This is a genomic window from Micromonospora sp. CA-111912, assembly GCF_050948415.1.
Taxonomy (GTDB): domain Bacteria; phylum Actinomycetota; class Actinomycetes; order Mycobacteriales; family Micromonosporaceae; genus Micromonospora.
Map to the genome: position 1 here is coordinate 4,599,704 of NZ_CP192007.1, position 13,132 is coordinate 4,612,835.

Sequence of the window (13,132 nt, forward strand, 5' to 3'; positions counted from 1 at the left end):
ACCCATCGGCCCGGAGCTCAGTAACCTCGGATTCCGGCAGGTCAGCCGACGGGTGGGGCGGTCCAGGAGGACCGGATCAGCTCCCGCTCGGTGGCGGCGAGGTGGGCGGTCGTGGCGAGCCAGGCCCAGGCGTACCGGTCCGGGTCGGGATCGTTGAGCCGACCGAACGCATCGCGACCGCGCCGGTCGGACTCGTCGGCGAGCACGGCGGTCACAGCGGCGGCGGTGGTGAAGCCTGCGCGGCGCAGCGGACCAGCCAGCCCGGTGCCCTCGCCGCGGGCCGCCTCGGCGACGGCGCGGCGACCGCCGGAGACGGCCAGCTCCACCAGCCTGCGGACCCGCCACAGCGGGGACTCCGCGACCGCGTCGGCGTCGACGGCGAGAACCGGTTCGGTCATCGCGGCCGGTTCGCGCGGCGGTAGGTGGCTGCCCTGGATCTCGTCATAGCCGAGGTCCAGCCGGCCGTGCCAGCCTGTCGGCAGCCGGAGCGTCGCGGCAGCACCGGGCACCGGGCCGACCGCGAGCGGGTGCAGCGTGCTGGCCCGGTCCGGGTCCAGCCGGCCGACCACCCGGATCCGCAGGCCCGGCCGGGAGGCGAGCCGCCGCAGGTTGGCCACGTGGGCCAGCATCGGGTGGGAGTCGACCGGCGCCAGCCGGATCACCGGCCCGTCCGGCACCGGCACCCGGTCCGCTCCGGCCTCGGTGGCGGGGGCCAGCTCGCGGGCCAGCACCTGGTCACCGACAGCACCCACCACCATCAGGTCACCGCCGACCAGCGCGGCACCGGCCCGGTCCGGGTCCTCCGGGTCGTCGGCGGCGAGTTGGGCGGTCACCACCTCGGCGAGCGGGCGGGCGAACAGTTCCGCCAGCGGCCCGGTGGACCAGTCGGTCCCGGTGAGCGGGCTGGCCCGGACCCCCTTGCCGGCGCCGAGCCGGCCGTCCGGGGAGACGGTGGTGCCGGTGATCCGCAGGCCGCCACGGGCCAGCACCGAGTGGTTGACCGCGACCGCGCCCATCTCGGTGACCGCCCGGGCGCAGTCCCGTGCCCGGTCCGGGCCGCCCGGTTTCACGTCGCCGAAGGAGAGCCGGCGCCCGTCGGCGGTGACCAGGTGGGTGACCACCCCGGCGTACCCGTTCGCGCTGATCACCGGCTCCCGGCAGACGCCGTACACCTCCAACGTGCCGTCCGGCTGGTAGGCCCGCCGGAGGATGCCGACCAGCGCCGGGTCGGGATCGCCGGCGGCCAGCCGGCCGGCCACGTACAGCAGGTCGTGCAGCACCTCGACCAGCTCGGCCAGCCGGTGGCCGGCCTGTCGTTCCCGGTGGGCGCGCAGGCCACGTACCGTGCGCAGCGCCGCGCTCTCGGCCCTCGGCAGGCCGGCCAGCCGGGCGCTGTGCGCGGCCCGCAGCAGTTCGGCCTGGGGAACCGCGCCGGCGGCCGGCACGCCGGCCGCGAGCACCGCGGCGGCTGCCCGCCACAGCGCGCTCGCGGCGGCCCGTTGCGCCTTCGTCGGTGCCGTGTTCCGGCTGGTACGACCGGCGGCCGGGCCAGCCGGTCCCCCGGTGCGCCCGGTGGCCACGCCAGGGCCGTCCGGGCTGGACGATGCGGCGGTGGACGCCGGATCGGGGTGGGTGGCCAGGTCGGCGATCGGGCAGGCGACCAGGACCGCGGTCCGGTGCAGACAGCGGGGCGCCAGCAGGCAGCTGCACCGCGCCTGGTGCGGATCGGTGACCGCGCCGGTCGGTCCGGGCGTCAGGGTGACCAGGGCCTCGGCGCCGCAGTGCACCGATACGCCGCCGTCGACCCGGCCGACCGGTACACCGGTCAGCCGTCCGACGGTGGCGTCCAGCCGCCTGTGCAGCCTAGGTGGCAGGGCCGCCACCGCCGCGGCGGCGACCCCCGGCAGCACCGGCGGCAACCGGTCGATGTCCGCGGCGGTGGGTGTGCGGTCCGTCAACGTGATCCTCCGCGGATGCGGTCGCCCACCCAGCGGGCGAGTTCGAGCGGGCTGAGAGCGGCGACCGGCATCCCGGCCGCGACGAGTTGCTCGGCGACCGGTACCGAGTAGCAGGGCACTCCCCTGTCGTTCAGCGCGGCGCAGCCGAGCAGGTGCACGCCGGAACTCGCCAGCGTGCGGACCTCGCCGAGCAGCCCGGCCAGCGGATAGCCCTCCTCGAAGTCGCTGACCACCGCGACGATGGTGCGGCTCGGCACGGTCACCAGCGAGCGGGCGTGGGCCAACCCGGCGGCGATGTGCGTACCGCCGCCGACGCGCACCTCCAGCAGCAGCGACAGCGGGTCGTCGACCCGGTCGGTCAGGTCGGCCACCTCGGTGGAGAAGGCGAGGAAGTGAGTGGACAGGGTGGGCACCCCGGCCAGCACGGCGGCGGTCAACGCCGACCACACCACCGACGCCTCCATCGAGCCGGACACGTCGACCACCAGCACCAGCCGCCAGTCGGCCTCCCTGCGGGTCCGGGTGTTGAAGATCGGACGTTCCGGCACCACCACCGTCCGGCCGTCGCCGAGCCGCTGGGTGTGCGCCAGGTTCGCCCGAAGCGTACGGGCGAGGTTGATCCGGCCACCGGGACGACGGGACGGACGCGGGTTGGTCAGCCCGGTCAGCGCCGGACGCACCTGGGTGGCCAACTGCTTGGTCAGCTCCTCGACCAGCCGCCGGACCAGTGGCCGCAGCTTGGCCAGGTGCCCCTCGGGCAGGCCACCGGCCAGCGACAGCACCGAGGTCAGCAGCTCCATCGAAGGGCGTACCGTGGCCGGGTCGAGCTCGGCGAGCACGTCGGTACGGCCGCTCTCGGCCGCTCGGGCGATGACCTCCTCACGTACCGCGGTGCCGAACAACGCCTCCAGTTCGTCGGCCCACTCGCGCGCGGTCGGGAAGGAGGCTTCCTGGCCGCCGCCGGCCGCCTGGCCGAGGTCGGTGACGCCCTCGCCCTGGCCCGCTCCGTACAGCTCATCCAGGGCGCGGGCGTAGCGGCGGGCGTCGGCCGGCAACCGGTCGGGTTGCCGCCCGAGCAGCAGCCGCCACCGGTCCGTGGGGGTGAGCCGGGCGGCCGGCGTCTCCCGTCCGGGCTCAACGCCGGCAGGGTTGGCGGCGGGGGTGGCGGCGGAGCCGGTCGGCGTGCCCGGGATCGGGATGCTGCGGGCGACCAGGGCGGCCCGGCCGGCCGCGTCGGCGGCAGCCCAGCGGGCCAGCAGCTCGGGCGGGGCGGACAGGACCAGATCGAGCCGGTCACCCAGCCGTTCGGTGACGGTGTGCAGCAGCCGACCCCGGGCCGCCGGGGTGAGCACGTCGAACCCGCCACGCAGGGCCGGCAGCCGGTCCAGGAACTCGGTGTCGGTGAGCCGCTCGATCCGCTCCAGCAGCGGGTCCAACGCAGCCGGGGCGGACTGCAGCAGCGGGTGCGCCGCGGTGAGCAGCCCACCGAGCAGCCGGTGCAGGTGCCGGCGGGTGTCCGGTCCGGTCGCCGCGTCGATCCAGCCGGCCACCCGGGTGCCCAGGGTCTCCAGATCGGTCAGCTCAAGCAGCACCCGGGCGGCCAGGGCCGCGCCCTGGATCAGCGACGATCCGGCCCGGGCCAGGTAGCCGAGGGCCTCGTCCAGGCGCAGGCCGATCCGGTCCTCGCCGGCCCGGACCGCGAGGTCGACCAGCGCGGCGGCGTCGGCTGCGGCGTCGCTGCCGGCCAGGCCGGGCAGCCCGCGGACCGCCGCGTCCAACAGCACGACGGCCAGCTCGGCCGCCCGGGCCCGGCCGTCGGCGGTGGTGCCGGGCAGATGCTCCCGGCGCAGCGCCTCCAGCAGGTCCAGTGCGGCCAGCAGCTCGGGCAGCGTGCCGGTGCCCGGCAGCACCGCGGCGGCCAGCTCGAGCCGGTCGGTGACCAGTTCGGGCAGGTCGCACCGGGCGGCGTCGCGCAGCCCGGTCAGCAGCCGCTCGGCGGTGGGGCCGCCGTCGGCGACCTCCCGGCGAAACCGCTCCCGCAAGGTGCCGGCCGCGGCCAGCGCCGCGGTCACCCCGCGTACGCCGACCAGGTCCAGCCGGGCCGCCACGGACGGCGTCCAGGCCAGTTGCCAGCGGGTGGTCAGGGCAGCACCGTCGCCGGTGCCGGACACCGCGATCGGCTCGCCGTAGCCGACGCCGCAGACCTGGAGGCGTTGCAGCAGGATCTCCCGCCGCCCGTCCAGCTCGGTGCGCAGCGGGTCGAGCCGGACCTCGCGGGACTTCGGGCTGTCCGGGTCGGGCAGCCGCAGCGCGGCGAGTTCCGCCTCGACCGCGGGGCCGAGCCCGGACCGGGGCGTACCGGGGGCGATCCGGCCCCGCTCGGCGCCGACCAGCACGGTCTCCAGCGCCTTGGCCAGCGCTCGGCCCCGGCCGAGCAGTTCACCCTGGCCGAGCACGGTGGTCACCGCCTCCAGCACCTCGCCCCGTCCCGGGGCGGGCAGGTCCCGCAGCCGGGCCAGGTCGCCGGCCAGCCGTACCGTCTCGGCGGCCTCGCCGGTACCGGCGGTGTGACCGGCCGAGCGGAGTTCCCGGCACAGGTCGGTGACCGCCCGGGCGGCGGCGGCCCGGATCCGTTCCGGGTCGCCGGCGGCGGTGAAGACGGACTGCTGCCAGCGTGGGTCGCGGATCCCGGCCGGGTAGCCGGACCGGGAGTCGAGCAGGTCGAACGCGTACGGCACCAGCGAGGTGACCGCCGTGCCGCCGCCGGGGGTGGTGGCCGGCCCGCGCTGGGTCGTCACGGACCGGACCGGACCGGCCGGGACGGCACCGCCGGCCGTCCGGGCCGGACCGCCGCAGGCGTCGGCATCGGTGTCGGTGTCGCTAGACGGGGCGGCGAGCAGGGCCGGGGCGTGGAAGGCGCCGATGACGGCGGCGACCCGCCGGCCGTCCGCGCCGGCCTCGGCCAGCACCCGGCGCATGTGCCGCTCGCGGGCCAGGTCCCGGGCCGGTACGCCGTCGCCGCTGGCGCTGTCGGTACGCATCGCCCAGCCGACGGCGAGGGCGGCCCGGCGGACCGCCTCGGGCGAGCAGCCCGGGGCACGTACCTCGACCACCCGGTCCCACAGGTCGTCACCGTCCCGACCGGTGCCGCTGGCGCTGAGCGCGGCGGCGTAGCCGGACCGACGCAGGCCGGGCACCGGCTCACCGGTGTCCGGGGCGGGATCGCCACCGGCGGTCGGCTCGGACCCGGCAGTCGGCTCGGACCCGGGGGCCGGGTCGGTGGTGTCGGCGGTCCAGCCGGGGTCGGCCAGCGGCAGGTCGCAGCAGACCACCTCGACGCCGCGCTGCCGGGCCCAGCGGATCGCGGCAAGTTCCGGGGAGAAGTCGGCGAACGGGTAGAACCCCATCGGCCCGTCCGCGCCGTTGCTGCCGACCAGGGCCAGCGGGGCCCGGGCGGCCGGGTCGGACAGGTACGGCAGCCAGCCCTGGAAGTCGGCCGGCAGCTCGATACAGACCACCTCGGCCCCGGCGGCGTCGAGCAGTGCCGGGAGCACCGCCGCCAGGGCCGGGCTGTGATGCCGCACCCCGATCAGGTACGGCCGGACCGAACCGGCGAGCGCGTCGACCACGGCTCGCGGGTCGGCCGTCGGCGGGTCGGTGGTCGGCGGAGCCCCACCGGGCGATGTGCGGGATACGGTCGTCACCGCAGGTTCTCCCGCAGGTCCCAGAGCCGGCGCCACATCGCCGAGCCGTCCTCGGCGCGGCGGCGGACCGGGCCGTCCCAGTAGCCGAGCAGCCGGGCGTGGTCGTTCTGGTCGTCCTTGCGGACCACGCCGAGCAGGTGCCCGGGCACCAGGTCGAGCGCGTCCCCGCCGGGCAGGTACGCGGCGGCCAACCCGAGCGACGCCGCCACCTGAACCGCCTCGGCGGTGGACATGACCGTGCCGGGCCGTTCCACGTCCCAGCCCTCGCCCGACCGGCCGGAACGCAGGTCACGGAACACGGTGACCAGGGCGTCCAGCACCGCGTCGTCCACGGTGTAGGCCGCGCCGGCGCGCTGCACGGCGGCGGTGGCCTGCCGGCGGACCAGGTCGGTCTCGGTGTCCACGTCCGAGATCGGGTGGATGGTCTCGAAGTTGAACCGGCGCTTGAGGGCCGAGGACATCTCCGACACGCCCCGGTCCCGCAGGTTGGCGGTGGCGATCACGGTGAACCCGGGTGCCGCGCGGATCAGGCCGTCCTCGGTGCCGCTCAGCTCCGGCACGTTCATCCGCCGGTCGGACAGGAGGGACACCAGCGCGTCCTGCACCTCGGGCAGGCAGCGGGTGACCTCCTCGATCCGGACCACCCGGCCGGTACGCATCGCGGTCAGCACCGGCGAGTCGACCAGCGCCTGCGGGGTCGGGCCCTGGGCGAGCAGCAGGGCGTAGTTCCAGCCGTACCGGAACGCGTCCTCGGTGGTGCCGGCGGTGCCCTGCACGGTCAGCGCGCTGGTGCCGCAGACCGCGGCGGCCAGCAGCTCGGACAGCATCGACTTGGCGGTACCGGGCTCGCCGACCAGCAGCAGGCCCCGCTCGCCGGCCAGGGTGACCACGCACCGCTCGACCAGGCTCCGCTCACCGACGAACTTCGCCGGGATGGTCATGCTGGCCGGCAGTTCGGTCTCGGCCGGGCCGGTGCGCCGGTCGGCGGGCAGCTTCAACGCCTCGCCGTCGCTGCCCTGGATGAAGGTGACCACGGCGCGCGGGGTCAGCGCCCAGCCCGGTGGCCGGGCCCCGCCGTCGTACGCGGCCAGGAAGTCCAGCTCGTCGGCGTACCGCTGTTCGGCGGAGAGGACCTGGGCGGCGGTCTCCGACGCCGCGGTGGGGCGGACGTGTTCCGTCACGGTCACTGATGTTCCTCGATCTCTTTCTGGTTCGGACGGGGGTCAGCGGCGGGTGCCGCGGGTGGGCAGGTTGTCGAACCGGGGCCGGTCGCCGTCGCGGAGGCGTTGCCAGGCCCGCTGGTAAAGGCTGGCGGCCGGTTCGAACGGCACGGTCACGCCGAGCCCGGCCGTACCATCGGGTGCGAGGTCGAACAGGGCGGTCTTCCAGCCCTCGATCGGCGCTTGTCCGCTGCCGCGCTCCAGCCACGGGCCGGGCAGGAACAGCGACCGGCCGGCCCGGGACCGACTGGCCTCGATGACCAGGTCGGTGCCGGTCAGCTCGGCGCGGGCCGCCTTCAGCCGGGCCGGCTTCCAGCCGGTCCACTTCGCCGTGTTGCGGTCGGTCGGGTCCGGCATGGCCAGCAACATCAGGTACACCACCGCCGCGTCGACGCCCAAGCCGTGTTCCCCGGCCACCTCGGCGACCATGTCGGGCACCGACCGGGTCGGATCCTGCGGCCACCAGGTCCCATCCGCCGTCCGCGCGCCGCCGGCCGGCTCCCCCGGGTCGCCGAGCAGCGCCGCGAACCGCGGGTCACGGACCAGGCACAACGCCACCTCCATCGGGTACGGCTTGGCCGCGTCCGACCGCAGCGCCGGCAGGTACGGGTCCGTCCCGTCGGCGTCGAGCAGGTCCGGCCGCAGCGCGGGCGACGGTTGGCTGTCGTGGGTGGCCAGGACGATGGCGCCGTAGCGTTCCCAGCCCGGACCGGTCTCCGACGGGGTGCCCGCCACCTGCCGGAACTCGGGCAGGGAGACGTACTGGTCGAGGTCGAGCAGCAGGCCGGGGTTGGCCAGCCGGTCCCGGATCACGGCCAGCGCGGCCGGCAACGCGGCCCGGCACGGGTCGCCGGCCGGCGCGTGGTGGGCGACCCAGGCCGCCAGGGCGATCGTGGAGCGCAGCACCTCCCCGGTGAAACCCGCTGCCCGGCCGTCGACCTGCCGGGCCCGGTCGCCCCTGATCTCGAAGGCCAGGTCGGTGCGCAGTTCGACCGAGCGGGCCGGATCGAGCAGTGCCGGCAACGCCTTCGCGGGCCCCCAGCCGGTTCGGACCGCGCGCACCGCCTCGGCGAGCAACTGTTCGGGCACCACCACCCGCTGCCCCAGGGCGGCGTTCCAGACCGCCGCGGCGGCGGCCACGGCCGGGCCGTCCGTCCACAGCCGGGCCGGGTCGTCCGGCAGCAGCGCCGAGACCACGGCCCGCCGGAGCTGCGGGCCGGCCTCGTTCAGGATCCCGAAGGCCAGCTTGACCTCGCCGGCCTGCTTGACCCCGAGCGCCCTGCGCAACTCGGTCGGCACGGTGTTCGCCGAGTCCGCGTACGGCAGGCCGGCCAGCACCAGCCTCGCAGCGGTGGGGGTGACGCCGGTCAGCTCGGCGAACTGCTCGGCCGCCTCCGGCCGCCAGGGCAGCGGGCCGCGCGCGGCCCACTCGGTCAGGAAACCGGCCAGCCAGCCAGCCGGCCGTTCGTCACCGACCGGCACCGAGGACTGCACCGTGTACGGCTCGGGCACGGCGAACGCGCCGGCCGGGTCGTGGTGCAGCGCGTCGAAGCGGTAGCCGGTGGCCGTGCCGCTGGAGTTGAGGACGGCGATGAACGCCCCGTCGGGCAACGGCAGGATGCCCGGCCTGGGGTACCGGCGCGTGCCATCGGGGTTGTTCAGGTCGTCGTCCAGCAGGTGCAGGGTGAACCGGCGCCACCGGTTCGGTTCGGCCGCCGCGCTCAGGTCGAGCCGGTCCAGCTCGGTGAGCAGAGCGCGCAACGTCTCCCGGTGTTCGTCCGGGGTGACCGCCGCGACGGCCCGGTAGGCGACGGCCGCGACACCGCCGAGCACGGGCCACCAGTCCAGAGCGTCCGGCAGCGACGGTCCGTCGAGGTGCAGCCGTACGGCCGGTCCACTCCCGGTGGTGGCGGAGCGCTGGGCGGCGAATGCCTGGAACTGGGTGAAGGCGTGGGTCGAACCGTTCGCCCTGTGGGCCGAGCCGCGCAGACCGTCCAGCGCCAGGTTGAGCTGCTCGTCGGTGGGTCCGGTCGCGGTGGTCGCCGGCGCCACCGTCTTCGGGGCGGACAACGACCGGGCGAGTCGCTCGGTCAGCACGTCCAGGTCGGTGCGCACCCGGGCGGCCAGCCGCAGCACCCCGGCCACCCCGGCCAGCACCGCGTCGTGGCTGATTGCCGGCACCGTCGAGCGGACCAGCTCGACCAGCGCGTCCTTGTCGTCCCCGCCGGAGGTGGATGGTCCGGAACCGGAGGTGGATGGTCCGGAACCGGGAGTGCCGGCGGGTGCGCCGACCATGGACGCCGGAACGGCGACGGGAAGGCCGGTTATGGCCTGCGTGGCCACGGTCAACCGGGACCGGGTCGCCGCCTGGGCGGCGGCCCGCGCGGCCTCTTCGGCTAGGGCGGCGCGGCGTTCGTCGAGGGCTGCCTTGAGCAGCACGGCGGCGGTGTCCCGGTCCATCCGGCGCAGCGCGGTGGAGCCGTCCGGGTCCCGGGGCAGCATGTTGCCGAGAAAGCTCCGCCCCGGCAGCGGAACCACGGCGGGGGTGTAGTCCCGGCTGGACGGCGGACCGGCTGCAGCCGACACCGCTCCGTCCGGGTCGACCAGGACGAGACCCTTGAGGACGGCCCGTGGCCGGTCGTCGCCGGGCAGCACCAGCGCCGCGATCGGCTCCTGTCCCGGGGCCACGGTGACGGTACGACCGGCCAGGTCCTCGCCGCGTACCGAGCCGTCCGGCAGGGTGACCACCCGCCAGCCGAGCAGGCCGTCCACCGGAACGGCGGCCGGGGTGGCCCGGTCGGACAGGGCCGGCCGCAGCCAGCTGGCCGACTCCTTGAGGTGGCCTCCGCCGATCGGGAGGTCGACGAGGAACCGGGGCAGGCTGCGCCGGCCGTGGGTGTTGCTGGCCGGGTCGTACTCGTGCCAGCCGTAGTTGCCGTCGTCCTCGCTGGAGCGGTAGACCCAGTGGGAGGTGCCGTCGGTGATGACCGGCAGCTGCACCGGGACAGCGGTGTCACCGACGTGCAGCACGCCGTCGCCGGTGGTCCGCCCGCCGCCGGCCAGCGGCAGGGTGATCTGGCTCCCGCGCCGCTGGCTGCCGTGGGAAGAGCCGTGGATGGGCTGCGGCTCGCCGGGCGACGAGTGCCAGTAGCCGCGTAGGTCGTAGTCGAGCTCCTGGGAACGCCAGAAGACCAGCAGGTGGCCGTCGACGTAGTGGTAGCCGGGCTGGCCCCACATGTCGCCGGCCGGGATGCGCAGGTCGTGGCGGAGCACGATGCCCTCGGCGCCGAGCACGCGCACCGTGGTCGGCCCGCCCAGGATCACGTACGGCCAGGCTTCCTGCCGGGTCAGCTCGACCCGGTGGTCGCCGCCGGTCACCTCCTGCCAGGCCAACTCCCAGTCCGGCCAGCCCAGCTCGTCGATGAGCCCGCCGCGCAGGCTGCGGGTGACGCGCTCGGTGAGGTCGACGCCGAGGGCATGGCCGAGGTCGCCGCCCTGACCGGGGTCACCGGCCCAGCCAAGGTCGTCGGACACCAGGCGCAGCGCCTCGACCGGGAGCCTGCCCAGCCAGTCCACCGACTCCGGCAGATACGGCAGGCCGGTGGCGAACCGGTCACGGATCCGGGCCCGCAGCCAGTCGGTCAGCAACGGCCGGATGCCCCGCGTCCCGACCATCCGACGCAGGGCGTGCTGCTGGTCGTCGAGCTGGTCGAGGCCCCGGCGCAGGGCCCCGGTGAATCGGTCGTCACCGGCCACGGCGAGCAGATCCCGCGTTCCCTCGACCTTGGCCCAATGCGCCAGGTCCAGGGAGGCGCCCTTCTTCGGCGGGGCCACCGGCAGGTCGAGGGCGAGCAGCAGGTCGAGCAGGTCCAGGTCGCCCTCGGCGGCGAGGGTCTCGCCGCTGTCGGCCAGTTCGGCGCGCAGCCGGTCGGCCATCCGCTCGACGAGTGGGTACAGCTCCGACATCCGGCCGCGGTGGTGGCCGGAGTTGGCTCGGCCCACGAAGCGGCGCAGCCAGCCGACGGAGCCGTCCTGCGGGCGGGCCGTGTCCGGCGCGTCCGGGTCGGACAGTCCGGCGAGCGCGCCGGTGTCGGTCAACAGGGCCAGCCACGTGACCAGGTTGTCCCGGTCGGTGGGCATCAGGTCGAGCAGGCTGCCGCGGATCGCCGGGTCGCGGCCGGCCAGCGCCGTCACCGCCGGCAGGTGCGCCTTCCACCAGCCGGCCGGCGCCTCAACGGCCACCGGCAGCCGGAGCAGCTCGGTCAGGTAGGCCGCCTCGCGGTCGGCGACGGCGGCGGCGCCGGCCCTGCCAGCGGCCTTGGTGGCGGCCCTGACCAGCCGGTTCACCGCGTTGGCCGACTGCGCGGACGGCACCACGCCGGCGGCCGCGGACCGCAGCGCCAGCCGGCAGAACCGCTCCAGCGCCTCGTCGGCCGGCAACTGTGCGGACAGCTCCTTCGCGTAGCCGGCCAACGCGGTCGCAGACACCACCCTGGCCGACGCGAACTCCACGTAGACCTCGTCCAGCCGGTTCAGGTCGACCGGCAGGCCGTGCTGCGCCTCCGCCTTGCGCGCCTTGTTGAACAGTTGCGTCGCGTAGGTGTCCTGCCCGGCGGCCAGGAACACCCGCGCCGCCTGCTCGAAGAACGTCGGCAGGAGGTGCGGCAGCGTACGGACGAACCGGTCGGCGATGCTCTGGTGCCCGTCCAGGGCGGCCTTCGGCCGCGACCGCACCTGCTTGGCCAGCTTCTGCAACTCCGGCACCACCGCCAACGCGTGCCGGCCGTCCGCCGGGTGGTGCACCAGCACCCACTCCGGGAAGGCCAACGGACGGCGCAGGCCCAGCCCGACGACGGCCGGCTCGGCACCCAGCGCCAGGCCGAGGAACCCCACGGCGATGTCCTCGCCCTCGCCCAGGGCTGCGTCGACGAGGCGGACCACCACACGGTCGTCGAGGGCCGGGTGCCGGTAGGTGCGGGCGGTGAGGGGCACAGCCCGGTCGCCGGCCCCGGCGGTGCCGGTCGGCAGCACCGCGCCGGCGGCCAGCAGGCTCTCGGCCGAATCCTCGCCCGACATGGTCGTCATCCCGGTCACTCCTTCGTCCCCGTTCCGGTCACGGCGCCGGACAGGGCCGTCGCCATCCGCATTCCTTCCGACCAGGCCACCGGCCCGACCTCGGTCAACCGCAGCGTCGGTCCATCCACGACCGACCAGGAAAGCGCGCCCAGGGTCGCCTCGGAGTCCCAGTAGTCCTCGTCGAACCACATGGCGGCCTCGACCGTGCGGCCTGCCTCCCAGACCCGGCACTTGACCTGCGAGCCGGAGACCCGGTAGCCGAGGGTGGCAGCCCGGGCGGCCAGCCGGTTGGGGACCGTGGCGCCGCGGAAGTCGGTGATCGTGGTGTCACGGTCCTTCAGGTTGGCGGGCCTGCCCCAGGTGCCCCGGTGTAGTTGCTCGACCCGCTGGGTGACGTCCAGTTCGTCGGCGAACTCGGCCAGGTCGGCCAGGTCGGCCAGGCGCACCGGGTGGGGCAGCGTGGCGCTGGCCGGCGAGAACCGGACGGTTTCCCCGTCGAGGTTGACCACGCGCAGGTCACCGGTGTCGGTGACGTCCCTCAGAAAGCCCGGCTCGGCCGGATCGTCCCCGAGCACGACGAGGTCACGCAGCGCGTCCCGCCAGGCCGGGTCCGGCCAGACCCGGGCCAGCAGCCCGGTCGGCACCGGCAGCGAGGACGTCACCCAGGCGTCGACCCGGGCCAGGCATTCGGCGGCGTGCCGGTCCAGCCACTGGGCGAGCTGGCGCAGCCGGTCCACCTCGGGGTTGTCGCGCAGCGCCTTCGGCAGGGTCTTCAGCGGACGGCCGGCTGCCCGCGGGCCGGTGGACCGGGCCGCCACCTTTCCGTCCAGGAGAGAGATCTCGTACGAGTCTCCCGCCGGTAGCCAGCTCATCAGGAATACCCTCCGCAGTGACAAATTAGTTGGATTCATGAGGAATCGACCATGATCGACGACGCAGCGCACGCTAACAGTAGTGACCGACACGACAGGGCTCCGCCGGCCGGGCGACGGTGGGCGTACCGGGCCCGGGCCGGCGGGATGAGAAGGGCCGGACCTGCGGGAGTCGCAGGTCCGGCTGGTTCGGGTGCGCTCCGGACGGGGTCGGGCAGCGGTCCAATGTGAGGCAACGCGGTGACCTAGGTCACGCCAGGACGGCCGTCGAGCGTCATCATTACGGAAAGCAACGACACCAG

5 protein-coding genes are annotated in these 13,132 nt (G+C 75.4%); all 5 read right to left on the reverse strand.

Going from position 1 to position 13,132, the window contains the following annotated elements:
* Positions 1 to 41: 41 nt before the first annotated feature.
* Genes ACQPZO_RS19135 through ACQPZO_RS19155 form a run of 5 tightly spaced genes read right to left on the reverse strand, consistent with a single transcriptional unit; the run spans position 42 to position 12,830 of the window.
* Positions 42 to 1,958, reverse strand: coding sequence for a hypothetical protein (locus ACQPZO_RS19135; protein WP_433342813.1), 1,917 nt, complete (start codon positions 1,956 to 1,958; stop codon positions 42 to 44).
* Entirely contained in the window at positions 1,955 to 5,662 is a 3,708-nt protein-coding gene (locus ACQPZO_RS19140) for a vWA domain-containing protein (protein ID WP_433342815.1), read from the reverse strand. Before ACQPZO_RS19140 ends, ACQPZO_RS19135 begins: the two co-directional genes overlap by 4 nt.
* A complete protein-coding gene (locus tag ACQPZO_RS19145; protein WP_433342816.1) occupies positions 5,659 to 6,849 on the reverse strand; it encodes an ATP-binding protein in 1,191 nt (396 codons plus the stop codon). Before ACQPZO_RS19145 ends, ACQPZO_RS19140 begins: the two co-directional genes overlap by 4 nt.
* Before the next feature lie 36 nt (positions 6,850 to 6,885).
* Entirely contained in the window at positions 6,886 to 11,967 is a 5,082-nt protein-coding gene (locus tag ACQPZO_RS19150; protein ID WP_433342818.1) for a hypothetical protein, read from the reverse strand.
* Positions 11,968 to 11,972: 5 nt separating this feature from the next.
* Positions 11,973 to 12,830 (reverse strand): DUF4132 domain-containing protein, encoded by an 858-nt coding sequence (locus ACQPZO_RS19155; protein ID WP_433342819.1) that lies wholly within the window; start codon positions 12,828 to 12,830, stop codon positions 11,973 to 11,975.
* Positions 12,831 to 13,132 lie beyond the last annotated feature (302 nt).

What these genes read in the sequence shown, in the direction of transcription:
- ACQPZO_RS19150 (WP_433342818.1), bottom strand. Translation starts at nt 11,967, where the DNA reads ATGACGACCATGTCGGGCGAGGATTCGGCCGAGAGCCTGCTGGCCGCC.
- ACQPZO_RS19155 (WP_433342819.1), bottom strand. Translation starts at nt 12,830, where the DNA reads ATGAGCTGGCTACCGGCGGGAGACTCGTACGAGATCTCTCTCCTGGAC.